At 45.3% G+C, this 18,364-nt stretch carries 14 protein-coding genes; 10 read left to right on the forward strand and 4 right to left on the reverse strand.

The features are described 5' to 3' along the window. Window positions 1-3 precede the first annotated feature (3 nt). Window positions 4-990, forward strand: coding sequence for a hypothetical protein (locus SDEN_RS03690; RefSeq protein ID WP_011495165.1), 987 nt, complete (start codon window positions 4-6; stop codon window positions 988-990). Between the two features lie 54 nt (window positions 991-1,044). Here the strand turns inward: SDEN_RS03690 and SDEN_RS03695 are convergent, their stop codons facing one another. Next, window positions 1,045-2,391 carry an alpha/beta hydrolase gene (locus SDEN_RS03695; RefSeq protein ID WP_011495166.1) on the reverse strand — a complete coding sequence of 449 codons (1,347 nt, stop codon included), beginning with the start codon at window positions 2,389-2,391 and terminating at the stop codon, window positions 1,045-1,047. Window positions 2,392-2,499: 108 nt separating this feature from the next. Beyond that, complete coding sequence (locus SDEN_RS03700) at window positions 2,500-4,125, reverse strand: methyl-accepting chemotaxis protein (RefSeq protein WP_011495167.1); 1,626 nt, start codon at window positions 4,123-4,125, stop codon at window positions 2,500-2,502. Window positions 4,126-4,769: 644 nt separating this feature from the next. Between SDEN_RS03700 and betI the strand changes: the two genes are divergently transcribed. From betI to SDEN_RS03730, 6 genes are all read left to right on the forward strand, one after another. Beyond that, window positions 4,770-5,375: a transcriptional regulator BetI gene (gene betI, locus SDEN_RS03705; protein ID WP_011495168.1), complete on the forward strand. Its 606-nt coding sequence runs from the start codon at window positions 4,770-4,772 to the stop codon at window positions 5,373-5,375. Beyond that, window positions 5,366-6,829 (forward strand): betaine-aldehyde dehydrogenase, encoded by a 1,464-nt coding sequence (gene betB / locus SDEN_RS03710; protein WP_011495169.1) that lies wholly within the window; start codon window positions 5,366-5,368, stop codon window positions 6,827-6,829. Before betI ends, betB begins: the two co-directional genes overlap by 10 nt. A gap of 14 nt (window positions 6,830-6,843) precedes the next feature. Continuing rightward, window positions 6,844-8,562: a choline dehydrogenase gene (gene betA / locus SDEN_RS03715; protein ID WP_011495170.1), complete on the forward strand. Its 1,719-nt coding sequence runs from the start codon at window positions 6,844-6,846 to the stop codon at window positions 8,560-8,562. Between the two features lie 251 nt (window positions 8,563-8,813). Continuing rightward, on the forward strand, window positions 8,814-10,022 hold the full coding sequence (locus SDEN_RS03720; protein ID WP_011495171.1) for a choline transporter: 1,209 nt from the start codon (window positions 8,814-8,816) through the stop codon (window positions 10,020-10,022). 149 nt (window positions 10,023-10,171) lie between these two features. Next, window positions 10,172-10,975 (forward strand): TorF family putative porin, encoded by an 804-nt coding sequence (locus tag SDEN_RS03725; protein ID WP_011495172.1) that lies wholly within the window; start codon window positions 10,172-10,174, stop codon window positions 10,973-10,975. A gap of 139 nt (window positions 10,976-11,114) precedes the next feature. Then, window positions 11,115-11,597 carry a MarR family winged helix-turn-helix transcriptional regulator gene (locus SDEN_RS03730; RefSeq protein ID WP_011495173.1) on the forward strand — a complete coding sequence of 161 codons (483 nt, stop codon included), beginning with the start codon at window positions 11,115-11,117 and terminating at the stop codon, window positions 11,595-11,597. 54 nt (window positions 11,598-11,651) lie between these two features. On the opposite strand, the gene SDEN_RS03735 is transcribed toward SDEN_RS03730, so the two are convergent. Continuing rightward, entirely contained in the window at window positions 11,652-12,440 is a 789-nt protein-coding gene (locus SDEN_RS03735) for a TIGR03899 family protein (RefSeq protein ID WP_408640234.1), read from the reverse strand. 85 nt (window positions 12,441-12,525) lie between these two features. Beyond that, entirely contained in the window at window positions 12,526-13,701 is a 1,176-nt protein-coding gene (locus SDEN_RS03740; protein WP_011495175.1) for an MFS transporter, read from the reverse strand. 176 nt (window positions 13,702-13,877) lie between these two features. On the opposite strand from SDEN_RS03740, the gene SDEN_RS03745 reads away from it, so the two are divergent. From SDEN_RS03745 to SDEN_RS03755, 3 genes are all read left to right on the forward strand, one after another. Beyond that, entirely contained in the window at window positions 13,878-15,353 is a 1,476-nt protein-coding gene (locus SDEN_RS03745; protein WP_011495176.1) for a hypothetical protein, read from the forward strand. 56 nt (window positions 15,354-15,409) lie between these two features. Beyond that, entirely contained in the window at window positions 15,410-16,573 is a 1,164-nt protein-coding gene (locus SDEN_RS03750) for an imelysin family protein (RefSeq protein ID WP_011495177.1), read from the forward strand. Between the two features lie 120 nt (window positions 16,574-16,693). Beyond that, window positions 16,694-18,340 (forward strand): di-heme oxidoredictase family protein, encoded by a 1,647-nt coding sequence (locus SDEN_RS03755; RefSeq protein ID WP_011495178.1) that lies wholly within the window; start codon window positions 16,694-16,696, stop codon window positions 18,338-18,340. The last annotated feature ends 24 nt before the right edge of the window (window positions 18,341-18,364 follow it).

The raw sequence follows: 18,364 nt of genomic DNA on the forward strand, positions 1-18,364 counted from the left end.
TTTATGAAGTTAATGCCAGTGTTAGCCGTCTTGTTGTGGGCAATGAGTGCTAACAGCTTCGCTGCCAATACGGGCAATGTGGCCAATACTGTCAAGTATTTAGGGCTGACTCATTCAGGCTGGCAATGGCTTAACGCTGGGGCTAAGCAGGCCTTAGTGTGTGAGCTTGCTCACTGGCCTGAATGTCTGCGGCAACTTAATGCCAATGGTGCCAGTCAATTAAATTTAAGTACTGAGTTCGCAGCCCAAGCCTTAGGTCGGCAAGAAGCCATGGTGCTGCCAATAAAGGATGTGGATCAGGCTGGGGTTATCCTATTAGCGCCCTCTCTGGTGCTAGCATTAACTGAGTTGCCTGAGTTGTCATTGAATGAACATGGCCATCAAGCCCGAAAGCGCCCGTCTCAGCAACAAATGAGCATCAGTGTTGCCGGTGAATATTACCCACTTAGATTAACATCCCAAGCACAATTGACCCTATGGCATGAACTGGGACACTTGGAAAACATTGCTCTGCAGGGCAGTATTTTACCGACTCAGTTGAGTGCTTATCAGCACGAGTGGCTTGCCGATGTGTATACCCTGTGGCGCAGCTTGCATGATACAGGCAAGTTAGATTTAGCCTGGCAACAGTATCACAGGCGCAATATGGCGCTTATCAATGACATAGCTAACTTAAGTCATTGGAGTGCGCCGCAGTTACTGAGTTTGTTGAGTGTTCAAGCTGAAAGCCTGATGTTCGAATTTGAAACATATCCAGATTTTATTGAAGGTTTCTACCCAAGTTTAATGCAGTTTGATGAGGCTGCTTTGGCTGAGTACTCGAGCCTGTTGCAGCGTACCTTTGGTGCCGGCGCGGTGCAGTCTTTGCCAAATTATATGTTTTGGCGCCAACAAAAATTAGCCCTATGGCTAAGGCCCACCCTAAGTGAGTTGATGGGAAAACAGCAGGCCGAGTCGTGGCTGAAAAGCCAATTCTCGGCATTGAAATAACCCAGGTGTATGTGCCTTTGCTCCTTTGTAGTAAAGGAGCAAAAGAAATCGCTCTTATGGGTTGAGCTCCCACCATTCCCAACTCGCAAGCTGGTATTTTTTTGCCAGTGCTAAGGCTTGTTGGTGATGACGTTTAGCTAACTGGTGCTTGCCTAAGGCTTGATAGCTTAGACTCACTTGTTGTTGCCAGTCAGCGCTCAGCTCTCCTTCATTTTTAACCTTTTTCAGTAATTCAAGTGCCTTATCTGGCAGGCCTTTAATGATAAAGCCTTTAGCAAATTGAGTGTTGAGTTCGGCCGCCGATGCAGGGAAAGCCTCATGTGCCGAGTTAAGGAAATCATCGACTCTATCCAATTGCTTAGTGATGAAGAAATACTTAGCCAAAGTGTAGCTTTGGAGCCATTCAAAGTTAAATCCTCCCCAGAGGCGTTGTTTGGCTTTGAAATGGGCTAAGACGGCTTCTGATGTATCAATTTTGAGTAAAACATCTAAATCGCTGAAATAATTTGGGTATAGAAACTCCATGGCGCCATAGAGCGCAGGCATTGCTGTGCTGTAATGGGTTTCATCAGGGTAGTGCTTAAATTGCCAATCCCACTTGAGTGAGCCTTTATCTGCACTTTTACCAAGGCTTTTCTCAGCGTTTTTTTCTACACTTTTTTCAATGACACTGACAGCTTCTGTGACTCCCATGCCTTCTTCGTTTGCAAGGGATAGGTACAGTTTTGCTGGCCGCTTATTTTGTTCTAAAAAGAGCTTAAGTTTATCGGCTGCGCTGTAATCGTCGTACCAGAGGGAGGGACTCATGGTGAGGTAAGCTTGAAAGGGGCCCTGTTGCAACATGCTATAGAAGGTGAATAACCCGCCCATAGAGTAGCCAGCGAGAATATTTTGCTCTGAAGTGCGGTACTGCTTATTGACCCTTGGTAACAACTCATGGGTCAGATAGTCATGCATTTTCGCTGCGCCGCCGTATTCGGATGCCGTGGTGTCAGCATGACTTTGTGCTAGGGGCCAAGTTGTGCTGTAAAGGTAATCCGTTTGACCTTGAGTTGCGACGCCTACCACTATCATCGGAGGGATTTTTCCCATGCGGGCGAGGTTAGTAACTAGGGCAGAGACATGCTGAAATTGAAAATCACCATCAATTACATACAGCACTGGATATCGGCGATGACTGGCGTAATAGCGCTCGGGTAGTGACACCATGTAACGTCTTGGAGCCTTAAAGGTGTGGCTGTCTATTTTAAATTCAACGCCGCTAATGATAGGCGTACCTTGGATTGGGCTTTCCGTGCTTCTTGTGTTTTCTGCCGCTAAACTCAATTGGGGGGCAAGTATCAAGTGGCTAAAACATAAACTCAGCATGAACTTGATGAAAGGTGGGGCTAGTTTGATCATAGTGATGCCTCCTTGAATAAAAGGCATTTATCATAACCTGTGTGATTGAAAAAACAACAGGGGCCCAGTGGCCCCTGTTAATCTAAATAGTAAGCTTTAATCTCACTTCTAATGCAGTTTAAAGGTACCCACTTGATCGCGCATAGACGTCGCCAGCTTAGAGAGCTCATTAACTGAGTGACTTAACTCTCCGGCGGCTTGGCTTGAGTGCTGAGTAATATCACTGATGGCAATAATACTGCGATTAATGCTTTCCGCGACACTGGATTGCTCCTCTGCCGCCGTGGCTATATGGGTGTTCAATTCGGCAATACTGTCCACAGAACTGACTATTTCTTTCAGTGCTTTACCTGCCATATTGGTTTTCTCATTGGCTTCATCTACTTGAGATATCCCCACTTGCATTGAGGCAACCGCTTTTTTCACCCCTTGCTGTAAACCATCTATCATGGTTTCAATTTGCAAAGTCGACTCTTGAGTGCGCTTAGCTAAGGTGCGCACTTCATCGGCGACCACGGCAAAGCCGCGGCCTTGTTCGCCGGCTCTTGCCGCTTCAATGGCGGCATTCAGCGCCAGTAGGTTGGTCTGCTCAGCAATGCTTTTAATGACGTCTAACACTTGGCCGATATTTTGGCTTTCATTAGATAAATGTGAAATCACCTCGGCGGTTTGTTGAATTTGAGTCGACAGTAGCGACATACTCTTGATGGATTGTTGCACTATGATATCGCCATTGGCGGCATGGGAATCCGCATTTCTGGCGGAATCCGCCGCAGCTGTTGTACTTTGGGCGACTTCCGCCACTGTGGCCGTCATTTCATTCATGGCGGCGGCGGTTTGCTCAGTTTCGGCCTGTTGTTGATGCATGCGGTCATTGGTTTCACGGGTGAAGCTGTTTAGGCTGTTTGCTGAAGTGTTAATGGTGTTGGCCGCATTTGAAATTGAATCTAATATGCTCCTTAAATGCTCTATCACGCTGGTTAAATTAGTGGATATTTGACCTAGCTCATCATCATTAAAAATAGTGAACACTTGAGTTAAATCAGAGTCTTTCTTTATTATTTTTAGCTTAGATAAAATGTCGTTAACAGGTGCCATGACGCTTCTTCGTACCCAAATATTTAAGGCAAGACTTGCGGCAATGGAAAGTGCGGCGATCAGGATGAATAAGCTTGAGGAGGTAGTGTAAACATCATTAACGGCTTGCTTCTCTTCTCCCGCCACACGGATTTGTAATGATACTAATTCGGCGATTTTACCGCTGATGGGGTCAATCACTTGATATAAGGGCACTATCTCGCTGCTAAGCTGTCCGGATACGTTGCCAGACATGGTTCTAAGCTTAGCAATAAGCTTATCGATTTGCATGTCAGCGGGGCCGAACATGGCATCAGCTTCGTTAGCTAATCGGGCTTCCTCTACGGTAAGCTCGGTTTGCATGTATTTTTTCCAACGGGTGGTGATGTTTTTCTTCGCATCGACCAAGCCTTGGCTAGCTTCTTGGGCCGTAAAATCACCGGCGTTGGCCTTATTGATAGCATCGATAACATAGACGGCGTAATCGTCGCCAATAATCTTTAAGTCTTCAAGGGGGACGACTCTGTCGTTGTAAATACGCACAACTCCTTGCTCAATTTTCCCCATCATGCTGATGGCCATGACGCAAATACAGATAAGCAAAACTAGTGGGACAACGGAGCTTAAGAGCATTTTTTGTTTAAGTTGAAGATTCATAGACTAGCCACCATTCAATAAGTACGAGTTTTGTCCATCACAGGGGTTCATTCATTCCGTAGAGGGAACCAAAGATTGGCCTGCTTTGCTTTATTTTTGATTAAAAAGAGTCACAGCCAATTTTGTATATTGCTGATTTAACCTCAGCAAACAAAGTATTACACAGTATGGTATTTATGCGAATCTGAACTCAAAATAATTTTTAGATCACGCTTTCTCATCTTACGTACGTGGAATTGGTTGGCAAATGCATGAGCATCATTGCTGTCGGCATGAACTGATTTAATAGCAAATAAGCTTGGCATTAGTTCATTGGGCTTGATAGGAAATAGATGCTCGTAATCTTATGCTTAGCCCGTGCTCAAGTTAGTTTTTAATCTCTGTCATCCATAATTTTGCTTAAGCTGACAAGCATTTTTATAAGTAAATTATCTTTTTTCTCAGCAAATAAAACAGTCATCTAACTATTCTCTACCTTATCCATCCGCCCGTGATTTCTTGTTATGAGCCACTAAATGGAGTCTTTCCGGTTTTGTTGTCACTCAGGTAAATATTATAAACCTCTTGATAATTACAGCACTAATCATTAGTATAGTTGTTAATTGAACGTTCAATTAACTTTTTTGCTAACAAGGAGTCAAGCAATGGCAAGACCAGAAATGAAATCCCTAAGGCAAAAGCAGTTGATTGAGGCCACCTTAGAATCTGTGGCAAAACATGGGTTACACCATACGACCATTAATACCATTAGCGGTTTAGCGGGTATGTCATCTGGGATCATCAGCCATTATTTTGGTGGCAAGCAGGGGCTAATTGAGGCGACTCAGCGGCATTTACTCGAACAGTTAAAGCAGGCGCTGTTGATGCGCGTCAGTGGACACTCCCTAACCCCTAAGCAAAGATTGATGATGATAGTGGAAGCAAACTTTACTGAGTTACAACGCTCAACCCCGGCCACTAAGACTTGGTTGAGTTTTTGGTCTCAGGCCATGCATGAGCCAGGCCTTGCTCGTTTGCAAAATATTAATAGCCAGCGCTTGTACCGTAATTTGCGTTTTTCTTTCAGGCAGCTCCTTAACGATGAGCAAGCCACAAACGCGGCAAAACAAGCGGCAGCCATGATCGATGGATTTTGGTTACGCAGTGCCTTGAGCCAAACGCCAGAATTGGCTTTCGCCCAAGCCGAACATTTATGTAAAGCATTTATAGAGACGCTAGTTTCTACACCTGGAGAAAATACATGTCAGTAGTACGTTATAGCAGTTTTGTGAATGGTCAATTCCTTGCCAATGAGAGCGGTGAGACCTTCGATGTGATCAATCCTGCCACAGGCGAAGTGAGCTATGTGATGGAAGTTGCCGATGAGAAAGTGCAACAAGCTGCCATAGCGAGCGCTAAGCAAGGTTTCAAAATTTGGTCAGCCATGAGTGCCATGGAGCGCGGGCGTATTTTATTAAAAGCCGTGGCTTTATTAAGAGAAAGAAACGATGAGTTAGCTGCAGTCGAAGTGCAAGACACAGGTAAACCTTGGCAAGAAGCCAGTGTGGTTGATGTGGTCACAGGTGCTGATTCAATCGAATTCTTTGCGGGCATAGTGGCAGGTCTTGAAGGTACGCAGCAGCAAGTCGGTGGTGATTTTTATTATACTCGCCGTGAGCCATTAGGCATTTGTGCTGGCATTGGCGCGTGGAACTATCCATTGCAAATTGCCTGCTGGAAAGCGGCTCCAGCCCTTGCTAGCGGCAATGTGATGATCTTTAAACCGTCGGAAGAAACCCCACTTGGGGCGTTAAAGCTGGCTGAAATTTTCACTGAAGCGGGCCTTCCCAATGGCGTATTTAACGTTATTCAAGGTGATGGACGAGTAGGCGCTTGGCTTACCAGCAACCCTGATATTGCTAAGGTGTCTTTTACCGGTGAAGTCGGTACTGGTATCAAGGTGATGACGGCTGCAGCCGGCAGCCTAAAAGGCGTGACCATGGAACTTGGCGGCAAGTCACCTCTGATTGTATTTGAAGATGCAGATATAGATAACGCAGTGTCAGCAGCCATGCTGGCTAACTTCTATACCCAAGGTGAAATTTGCACCAATGGTACACGGGTCTTTATTCATGAGAGCATTCATGATGTCTTTATGGCGAAGCTTCTAGCGCGCACTCAAGAAAATATTATTTGCGGCGACCCTATGAATGAAGCCACCAACTTTGGTGCGCTTATTTCTAAAGCTCATCAAGACAAAGTATTGGGCTATATCGAGCAAGGTATCGCACAAGGCGCCAAGTTAGTGGCAGGCGGCAAAGCATTGCGCCCAGATAACGCGCCTAATGGCTATTTTGTTGCGCCGACAATTTTTACTCAGTGCACCGATGACATGACCATAGTGCAGGAAGAAATTTTTGGCCCTGTGATGTCAGTGCTGACGTTTAAAGATGAAGATGAGGTTATTCGCCGCGCTAATGATACCAAGCTAGGCTTAGCCGCCGGTGTCTTTACCCAAGATATTAGCCGAGCACACCGAGTTATTCATCAGATGCAGGCAGGAATATGCTGGATCAATGCCTACGGTGCATCTCCTGCAGAAATGCCCGTGGGTGGTTATAAGCTTTCGGGTATCGGCCGTGAAAATGGCACAGAAACCTTAAAACATTACACCCAGACCAAAGCCGTTTATGTAGGTTTGCAGCCTCTTGAAAGCCCATTTTAGGAGGCGTTAAGATAATGACCGCAACAATGACAACAGCAATTACCACAACAAAGAAAAAATACGACTACATCATAGTTGGCGCAGGTTCAGCGGGTTGTGTGTTAGCCAATCGTTTGAGTGAAGATCCTAATAACAGTGTGTTATTGCTGGAAACCGGTGGCAGCGATAAAAGTATTTTTATCCAGATGCCAACGGCTTTGTCTATCCCAATGAATACCCCTAAGTACACTTGGCAATTTGAGACAGACCCAGAGCCCTATTTGGATAATCGCCGTATGCATTGCCCACGTGGCAAGGTGTTAGGTGGCTCATCATCAATAAATGGCATGGTGTATGTCCGTGGTCATGCTCATGATTTTAATGAGTGGCAGCAGCACGGCGCCGAAGGTTGGGATTACGCTCATTGCTTACCTTATTTCAAGAAAGCAGAAAGCTGGGCATTTGGCGGCGATGATTATCGCGGTGATGTGGGGCCTCTTGCCGTTAATAACGGCAATCAAATGAAGAACCCACTTTATCAAGCCTTCGTTGATGCGGGTGTTGACGCGGGATATTTGGCGACAGCCGATTATAACGGTGCGCAGCAAGAGGGCTTTGGCCCTATGCACATGACGGTTAAAAACGGCGTGCGTTGGTCAACCGCGAATGCCTATTTACGTCCAGCGATGAAACGCAAAAATTTAACTGTAGTGACTCACGCATTAACTCATAAAGTCTTGTTTGAAGGTAAAGCCGCCGCTGGCGTGCGTTACGAGCGAAAAGGCGAGATGGTGGATGTGTTTACCACTAAAGAAGTCATCTTAAGTGCAGGCTCTATTGGGTCGCCGCATCTATTGCAACTCTCTGGTGTGGGCGAGGCTAAGACGCTAGCCGCAGCGGGTGTTGATTTAGTACATGAGCTGCCTGGTGTAGGTGAGAACTTACAAGATCATTTAGAGTTTTATTTCCAATTTAAGTGCACTCAGCCTATTTCCTTAAACGGTCAATTAGGTCCATTAAGTAAACTGAAGATTGGGGTGCAGTGGATTTTAGATAAATCCGGCCTTGGGACGACGAACCATTTTGAATCTTGTGGTTTTATTCGCTCAAAGCCTGATTTAGCGTGGCCAGACTTGCAGTATCATTTCTTACCTGCAGCCATGCGCTATGACGGTAAAGAAGCGTTTGCCGGTCATGGGTTTCAGGTGCACATAGGTCATAACAAGCCTAAGAGTCGCGGCAGTGTAAAAATTAGCTCAAGCGATCCTAAAGTGCACCCAAAGATTTTGTTTAATTATCTTGAACATCAAGATGATATCCAAGGATTTAGGGATTGTGTGCGCTTGACTCGCGAAATCATCAATCAGCCTGGTTTGGATGCTTACCGTGGTGAAGAAATTCAGCCTGGTATGGCAGTGCAAACTGATGAGCAAATAGATACCTTTGTGCGTCAATCAGTTGAAAGTGCTTATCACCCTTCATGTTCTTGCAAGATGGGAGTCGATGAGATGGCTGTGGTTGATCCGCAAACACGGGTGCACGGTGTCAGTGGTTTACGTGTGGTGGATTCGTCCATTTTCCCGACCATTCCAAATGGCAACTTGAATGCGCCGACCATCATGTTGGCAGAGCGAGCGGCAGACTTGATATTAGGTAAAACGCCTTTGCCGGCATCAGATGCAGAAGTGCGTCTTGGTGCCGATTGGCAAACTAAGCAACGTCAGAATACCCCAAAGCGTGTGTTCAATAATTAAAGAATAATAGTAATGTTATTGGGCTGGGTCAGCCTCACGCAAGTGAAATGGCCCATTGGAATACGAGTCAACTATCAGGGTTTAACTATCGCCACTCAATCATGACTGGGCACTGCCTAGCAGTATGAAGCATGCGATATTTAAGGTTTGAGGGTGCGCTGTAAAGCACATCTTTAAAATTGACTCAGTGTTAAATCATAAATATATGTTCAGTCTTGGCTGACATTTCTAAGATACACGGAGTATCAAGTATGACCATTTGGTTATCTATGGGAATTTTATTTACCTTCGCGGCCATTGCCTTTGTGCTGTTTCGTTGGGGCAATGTCGAATGTGTTGGCGTAACGCCAGTGAGAACATTTACTTTTATTGCCATTTTATTTACCTCAGGCTTAGATGTGGGACTTATCATGTTCCCGCTGACCGAGTTCTCAGGTTATGCCACGGACGCCGCTTATGCGTTTACCAATCCGTTGGCGGTTGAGTTTGGTTTCTGGGCCTTCTTGATCTGGGGCTTTTACTTCTTAACTTGCTTCTACTTTTGCGTTATTGAGCCTAGAGTTAAGTTTTTTGAAATCCCACTGATTAAATTTATCAATAATTTAGTGATTATTGGCACCTGTGCATTCACGGCATACCTGTTATTGACTAACCTGCCTTGGTACTTACCTCAGCTGGGTGATGGCGAAACGATTGTCAGCAGTTTCTACTTGATTGTTTTCGTTGTGATAGCCGCAGCTGTGTATTCCAGTACTAGCATCAAGTATGTGCGCATCTTAAGTTTGGCAAGCACCTGGTTATTCATGGGCTTAATAGCCTTGATGTGGACGGGGGCATTTTTAACTGAGTCAGGCAGTGTGGGTGAGTTTTTCACTACCTTTGCACTGATTGGTGATTACTTCGCTAACATTCATGAGTTTGTATTGCCTATGAATGATTATCACGAGTTCTACCTATTTTGGTGGTTTGCTTGGAGCATTATGATAGGTCAATTCACGTCACGTTTCGTGGGTGGCATGAAAACCTATCAAGTGCTTGCAGCCATGATGATTTTCCCATCAATTCCTATTGCTATTTGGTTTACTGTACTTTATTACTACAGTGCAAACGGCATAGATACATCAGGATTCTACAACTTAGCCATGGTTATTGTGGGTGTCACCTTCGTGATTAATTCACTGGATTCTTTGGTACGTTTGTACACAGATAACTTGAACTTGACTGTTGAGCGTTTTGGCAAGGTGAAATACTTCTTAGGTAATCTTGTGTTGCTGTCAGGTTTGACCTTGCTGTTTAAACTCGATTTCTTGGAAATTCAGTGGGTAGGGGCATTGGCAATTGGTCTTATTTTTAGTTGCTTCGGTTACTTAATGCTGACCAAATATAAAAAAGTGACTAATATTGAGCAGTCACCAAAAGAAAATGAAATTGACTTTACTAAGATAGAACTTGCGGACTAAGCGCAACTTAGTCACTCAATGCAAATGATGAGCGGACTGCGCTAAAATTAAGTGAAATACGCAAAAGAAATTAAATAAATAGTGCAGTAAGCCAATTATTAATAAATAGTCTATAAATATAACAGTTAGTAATCATAGAAGGGATTAAGATGAACAAGTCATTATTAGCGTTGGCAGTATCAGGTTTATTAGTGTTTGCTCAAACGGCTCAGGCGGGTGTGTCAGCCACAGTGACAGCAGCATCCGATTACACCTTCAATGGTGTCAGTCAAACGGGTAACGATCCTGCCTTGCAAGGCAGTTTGGATTATGCGGCAGATTCAGGTTGGTATATGGGCACTTGGGCATCAAATGTTGATTTTGGCCCAGGTGAAGATACTAACCTAGAGTGGGATTTCTACGTTGGGCAGTACTTTCAATTAACGGACGTCGTTAGTTTAGATGCGGGTATCGCTTATTACACTTACCATGGTGATGATGCATCAAGCGATTATAAGTACCCAGAAGTGTACACTAAGTTTGGTTTCGCCAATGACTTAGGTCAGACAGAATTAAACTTCTGGTACTCATGGGACTACTTCGGTGTAGAAGCCGATCACTATATCGCCATGATAGCTCATACTTTTACTATTGACTTAGGTCAGACAGAATTAAACTTCTGGTACTCATGGGACTACTTCGGTGTAGAAGCCGATCACTATATCGCCATGATAGCTCATACTTTTACTATTGCTGAAGGTCATGATATTCGTATCAGTTTCGATCGTTCAACCTCTATGGATGAAGATTTGTATTCTTGGGATAATAGTGCCAGCTACAACCATGTTCGTATTGCTTACATGACAAGCTATGCAGGTTTTGACTTCACCTTAGCGGCCGAAGATACCAGCATGGATATCGACAGTGCGGATGCACGCATTGTCTTCTCTGTAGCGAGAACCTTTGGTGGTTAATCTTTAGCATTAAGAAACTTTCGTTCAGAGGTTAATTTGATGCTCAAACTAAGCAGGATAGTGGAAAACACTATTCTGCTTTTTTATCGCTTAAGACTAAGTTTTTATGCTAATCTCGGCGCCAAATAATGAGGAGCTTATGGAAAAATACGATCAACTATTGATATCGCTGCGGCGGATCATTCGCGCCATTCATATACATTCACGGCAATTAAATAAGATGTCAGGGCTCACTGGGCCGCAGTTGATGGTGATGCAAAAAATAGCCGAGTTGGATGCACCGCTTGCTAAACAAGTGGCCACAGAAATTACCCTAAGCGCCGCCACAGTGACCACCATCATAGATCGTCTCGAAAGCCGTCAATTGGTGATCCGTAAACGCAGTGAAACCGATAAGCGCAAGGTGCATTTGTATTTGAGCGATGATGGCAAAGCCTTGTTAACTCAGGCCCCTAAGCCTTTGCAAGAGCACTTTATTAAACGCTACCAGTCTCTTCATGAGTGGGAGCAGAGTCAATTGTTATCCGCAGTTGAGCGCATTGCCTCTATGATGGATGCCGATGACCTAGACGCTGCCCCCGTATTGCTGGTGGATGAGCTTCAAGCAGAGCTTAAGAAGTAGCATAAACACCTGCATTTATATCAAAAGTCTTAAGGTTAATGTTTACTGCTATGGCTATGTTTCCACTTTAAAATCGGCTTTTAATACTTGGCAAAGATGGTTCGTGTACTCGCTGTCATGCCTTGGGCTGATAAGGCTGCAAAGTTCATCACCTATAGGAGTAAAACGATAATAATTGAATAACAAGTGCCCTTGTTTTGGGGTGAGTTTTATCTGGCTATCCGACAGGGTGAGCGCCATTGAGCTGTGAGCCTCGAGTACTCCGGTTTCAAATTCACTGCTGTATAAAATCCCCGCTTCTATTAGGGTCAAAATATTGGAGTAGGGCATGCCAAATTGGGATAAAGCTAGGGGGCTGGTGGTCGATTTGCGAAAATACTGCTTCATCCCGCCGGTTAGCTTATAGCTGTTAAGCAGTTTTAATCTTGGCTCTTGATTAAAGCGCACCGACATCCCTAAGGCCTTTTCTAAAATCATCGCCTCCCTCAAGGTCAGTTGTCTCAAGGTGGTTAAGGTTCTTAGGCTGTAATTCCCGGGTTTTATAATTTCACTGGCAAGAATTTTTGCCCACAGAGCCTGCATTTTACGGCCATGAATTTGCTCCGCCATTTGAAAAAACTGGTGACTCCAATCCACATCTAAGTCGGAACCTGTGACATCTGATGGGGTAAATTCCAGCGCCATAGTAAAAATACTTTCAAGATTGCTTTGGTACTGGCTGAGGATTTTTCTTTGTCTGTGCTGTGCCCGCTCTGCCACCGATGAGTCCGCAGGGCGATAATCTCCTTCACTGGCAAGGCCTATACCTCTGGCAAGCAATAAGGCCTTCTTACGGGCTGACATATTTTTATCTTGGCTGTCGCCACCAGTTTGGTTCTGAAGGGGATCCACACCTTGTTCGATCATCTTGAGTTATTCCTGAGTTAACTTATTTGGCCGATAACAATGGGCTTAAACGAGTTTCTTGACCGGGTTCTGGCTTGGTAGGCACTAAGCTTGCCAGTAACAATGAACACAAAGCAAAGCCTGCGCCAATATAGAATACCGCGCTGGGTGAGCTTAACCATAATAGGCCTAAAAGCGCCGGGATGATAACCGCAGCAATGTGGTTAATGGTAAAGCTTACCGACATGGTAGAGGCAATATCTTGTTTATCGGCAATTTTTTGAAAATAGGTTTTCATGGCAATGGCCATGGCAAACAGTAGGTGGTCAATAACATATAGCGCAGCAGCGATATGGGCTACTTCCACCAAGGCATAGCTGATGAAAATGACGATTAATCCCACATACTCAATCAATAAGGCATTGCGCTCGCCTATACGGCCAATCAAGCGGCCTATGGCAGGGGCAAAGAATAGGTTGATTAAGTAATTGATAAGAAATAGCGCTGTTATCTCGGAAACCGAATAACCGAATTTCTCTACCATCATAAAGCCTGCAAACACCATGAAGATTTGCCTGCGAGCGCCGGAGAAAAAGGTTAATGAATAGTACAGCCAGTAACGCCTTCTGAAGATAAGCTTTTTGTGTTGCAGGCTATGAATGGGGAATTGCGGGAAGTGGCTGGCCATAACAATCACCATTAACAAGCCTAGGCTGCCTATTAATCCATACATCCACACATAATCAAGTTTAGCCCAGCTCATTACTAGCCAAATACTGGCATAGCCTAAGAGTGCCGCTGCCGAGCGCCAGGCTAAGGCTTTACCCATAAACGCGGCGGTATCCTGTTTGTCGACCCATTGTAAGGTTAATGATTGGTTGATGGTTTCAAAATAATGAAAGCCAATAGACATCAAGACTGTGGTTAAGTAAAGCCCGACAACGCTGGGGAAAAAACCTGTTATGCCAACCCCAATGGTCAGCAGGGCGAGGGATAAGAGTGCAAAGACTTGCTCTTTTAATACCAAGAGTACCAGTATCGCAGTAAATGCGAGAAACCCTGGCACCTCTCTTAAGCTTTGCAATATACCGATTTGCGCGCCGGTAAACGCCGCTTGCTCGATAACAAAATTATTCAGCAGCGCCTGCCAAACGGCAAATACCATGGACATGAGAAAGGTCATCCATAGAAGTAATTGTTGCGGTTGTTTGGTAAACATCTCAGGCTCGTAAATTCACTTATTTTTCCTATGATTACACATTTTTCTTGTAGTGCTAAGCATAAATTTATCAAGGGTAGATCACAACTCTAACGCCAATGTTAATGCAAATTGTTATCATTTGGTGTATTTTGTTTGCGCCTCAATGATGAATAACAAAATGTGTGGAGAACAAGATGATTAGAAAGGTGAGCCTATTGGCGTTGTCAATTGCCTATGTATTAGCAGTGCCGCAAGTATCGGCCGTCAGCAGTGAAGACTTGGCGAAAGCGATAGCCAAGCAAGAAGCTGAGTTAGTCACGCTTAAGTTACAGTTAACAGAACTTGCCCAGCAGCAAGCGAACCAGCTCGCTGAAAATAAAGCGCAAAAACAAGCATTGGTTCAAGCGCAGCAGCAATTAGCTAAGCAAGACGTTACCCAAAAGCAGCTGATTGAGCACGCGAGCATCACTCAAAGCGCTAAACCCCAGACAAATCTTTATTCCAGCAAGAGGGCAGATGCCCTAAGCCGTTTCTCGTTTAAATCTTATGGCAGCGTCATTTTCACCAATGATGAGTATTTTGACAATGTGCAAGATACCAGCCCCGAACGTCGTAGCCGTTTTGATTTAGAGCGTATCGTCACCGAGTTTGGCTATCAGTTTAGTGATGCGTGGAGCATGGAAGTCGAAATCGAATATGAACATGGCGGCACGGGTGCCTCCCTTGAATATGATGGTTTCGATGAGTTCGGTGAGTTTGAAACAGAAATCGAAGCGGGTGGTGAAGTGGTGGTTGAAAAAGCCGAACTGCGTTATCGCCCCAGTAAAGCTTTCGGGATTAAGTTCGGTAACATTCATTTGCCTATCGGGCTTTCAAGCACACTGCATAAGCCTAATCAGTATTTAACCGTACAGCGTCACAAGAGTGAAGCGGCCATGCTGCCTGCGGTTTGGAATGAAAATGGTATTGGTGTGTACGGTGAAGTTGCCGATTTCCATTATCAAGCTCAAATTGTCAGCGGGTTAAATTCTGAGTTTTTCCGCACCTATGATTGGGCGGCATCTGGCCATCAAACTCGTTTTGAGCATGTTAATGGCGATGATTTAGCCTTTGCAGGTCGTGTCGATTACGGCAATTTCAAGACAGGCAGTGCCGTTGGTGTGGGCTATTACTATGGCAATACCTCGGGTAACCGCAACAAAACCAACAAGCTTAATGTTGATGGCACTATCAGTATCGTTTCTGTGGCTGGTGCACTGGTTGAAGGGCCGTGGATCTTACGTGGTCAGTACCTCTACGGCACTTTATCTGACAGCGATGCGATTACTCAAGCCAACAAAACCACTCCGGGTTTACGCCCCGGCAACTTTGCACAATTGGGATCCAAATCACAGGCATTCTTTGTTGAAGCTGGGCTGAAGCTTGATAGCTGGTTCGATTTACCCGTCACAGTGTTTGCCAACATAGATTATTCAAATCCTTTAATGGAAGTGGAGTCTGGCATTGCGACTCAGCGTTTTGAAAATACCTGGACCAGTGTTGGCATCAATTACTTCCCTATTCCTGAAGTGGTGATCAAAGCCGAAGGCGGCTTACATCAAGTGGCCGTGGCTGCCATTCCTGACACTAATTTCTTCGCCTTAGGCGTGGGCTATCAGTTCTCGCTTTAGTTCGTTCTAGTTCTTGTTTTAGTTACATCACGTTATTAGCAAAAATGGAGTTTTACATGAAATCTTTTACCCACTCAGCCCTCGCTATTGCCTTGATCTCAGTCCTAGGGGCTTGTGGTGGTTCTGGTTCAAGCGAGCCAGTAGCCCCAACGACAACCCCAGATACGGGTTTTAGCTTTGCAGCAACAGCTATGATTACCAACCTGACTCAAGAAGTCATAGTGACAGGTTATGCAGATTTAGCAGCCAAAGGCAGCGAACTGGTATTGGCGACGCAAAAGCTAATTAACTCGACCAGTCAAGCAGACTTAGTCGCCGCTCAAGATGCGTGGAAAGCGGCTCGTCAGCCATGGGAGCAAGGCGAATCGCACATTTTTGGTCCAGTAGACTCGTTAAGTATCGATCCGCATCTAGATAGCTGGCCGCTAAACACCACAGATTTAAGCACTCAGCTAACCACGGCTGCAGGATTTGATGCTGAAACCATAAAGTCTTGGAATGATGATGTGCAAGGCTTCCACACCATGGAATATTTATTATTTGGTGATGGCGTGGCAGATAACACAAAAGACATTAGCGAGCTTACGGTGAAAGAGCGCGAGTATTTAATCGCCTTAGCCCAAGTGTTTCGTGACCATGCTAAGACGTTAGATGATGCATGGCAGATAAACCATAAGCCAGACGATGCCAATGCCAAGCCATACGCGGAATTATTAAGTCAACCCGGTGTTGATGGTAATACCGTGTATTCATCTGAACTTGCGGTTATCGAAGAGCTTATCAACGGCATGATAGGCATAGTCGATGAAGTGGGTAATGGTAAAATTTCCGATCCTTTCGGTGATTCAATCACAAGCGCGGATACCTCTAAAGTGGAGTCACAATATTCTTGGAATTCATTGACGGATTTTGCCAACAACATCCAAGGCGTGCGCAATGTGTACCAAGGTGAGTTCACAGGTAATACCGACAAGCAAGGTGTTAAAGATTTTGTGAGTGCAGCGGATGCCAATCTTGCTGTGCGGGTTGCCAGTGAGATTGATGATGCCATTATTAAAATTCAGGCGATTTCCGGCAGTAATAGCATGCCGTTTCGCCAAGCAATTAAAGATGCCAATGGCCGAGTGCGCATTCAAACGGCCATCGATGCGCTCACTAAGCTGAAGACAAGTTTAGAGTCTGATGTTATTCCACTCTTGTCTAAGTGGAAACCTGCTTAAGGGCATTGAAGTCACGCAGCTTAGGGGATTGGAACCTCTAAGCTGCGTTATCTATAGATGAATGTCAGATTGATGAGCCTGAAGCCACTGCAATTTTGTGCGCAATCGTGTGAGTAAAATATGAAAAAACAAAAAATTAACAATAAATCACCTTTGATTACGTTAGCCTTAATACTAACGACGAGTTTAGCAGCCTGTGGCGGCTCAGGGGATCCTATCGATGATACTCCAAGCCCGCCAAAGCCTCCTGTTGTTAGCTACCCAAGTTACACTGATGTGACCGCAAGCGGCGGCGCGACCACGACTTTTGATGCCGGCAATTCGGGCCACGGATTTTCAACCCCAGCGCCAAACTTAGGCGCTGCTGAACTGGCGCAGCACCTTGAGGGTGATGCAAACTTTGAGATGTCTTTTACCACAGCGCCGAATGCTGCCCATCCTGAGCTTGATGGGTTGGGCCCGGTATTTAATAACGCCGATTGTAATTCATGCCATCAAAGAGATGGCCGTAACTCGACGCCGTCCTTAGGCGCCGATAAAACTCGGGTGAAATTGGGCACAGATGCAGGGATTTTTCTGCGGATAAGCAAAGCGCCTAATCAAGCTTGTACCCAAGGAAGCGCTGAGAATAATTACTGCGCGCCCATTCCAGTACCAGATTTTGGCGGACAACTGTTTCACCGCGGGGTGTTAAAAGCCCGCGCAGATTGGCAAGACCATAACTTTGGTGGTCAGGCAGATGTGTATTTATCCTATGAGCGAACCACAGTCACCTATGCCGATGGCGGCCAAGTGTCACTGAAGAAACCGATTTTTGAGGTTGAAAACCCCTATGATGCTCCCAGGGAAACCAAGCAGAGTAGCAATGTCACCTCTAACTTATTGCAAGATGATGTACTCATGGGCTGGCGCAACGGTATGCCTGTGTTTGGCTTAGGTTTATTAGAAGCTATCCCAGAAGCGGCAATTTTAGCGCTTGTGGATGAGCAAGACAGCAATAAGGATGGCATAAGTGGTAAAGCCAACTGGGTATTTGATGCCATTAAAGCCAATGCTGGCGATCCAAATCCTGTGTCTTTAGGCCGTTTTGGCTGGAAAGCCAATACCCCAAGTGTGCGAGTGCAATCTTTAGGCGCCCTGCGCGGTGACATAGGCATAACCAATCCCTTGTTTCCAGAAGAAAGCATTGCTGGCACTAGTTTGCATGACTCTTATTTAACTCGCACAGGCTTTGTGGATACCGGTGTTGATGTCGATGGTGCTCCAGAGGCCAGTGCTAAGTTTAGCGATGACGTGGTTTTTTATGCTGAAACCTTAGCTGTGCCTGCAAGACGTAACGTCAGTAATAGTGAAGTTCGAGAGGGCGCTAAGTTGTTCACAGAACTTAATTGCTCAGCTTGCCACACCCCGTCATTTGTAACTAAAACCAGCGGTGATATTGGTGGTCAACCCATGATAGCCGCTCTTAAAGGCCAAACCATTTACCCCTTTAGCGACATGTTACTCCACGATATGGGCGATGGCCTTAGCGACGGTCGTCCAGACTTTTTAGCCAATGGTAATGAATGGCGCACAAGGCCGCTGTGGGGAATAGGGTTAACTCAGACAGTGAATCCTCAGGCAGGCTTTTTACATGATGGCCGCGCGGCGACCTTAGAAGAGGCGATACTCTGGCATGGCGGCGAAGCCTTGGCGAGTCAGCAAGCCTTTATGGGATTAGATAAAGCTAAGCGCAGTCAATTAGTGGCTTTCTTGATGTCCTTATAACAATAGCCATAGCAGGCTAGTAAC

The sequence above is a fragment of the Shewanella denitrificans OS217 genome (assembly GCF_000013765.1).
GTDB lineage: Bacteria > Pseudomonadota > Gammaproteobacteria > Enterobacterales > Shewanellaceae > Shewanella > Shewanella denitrificans.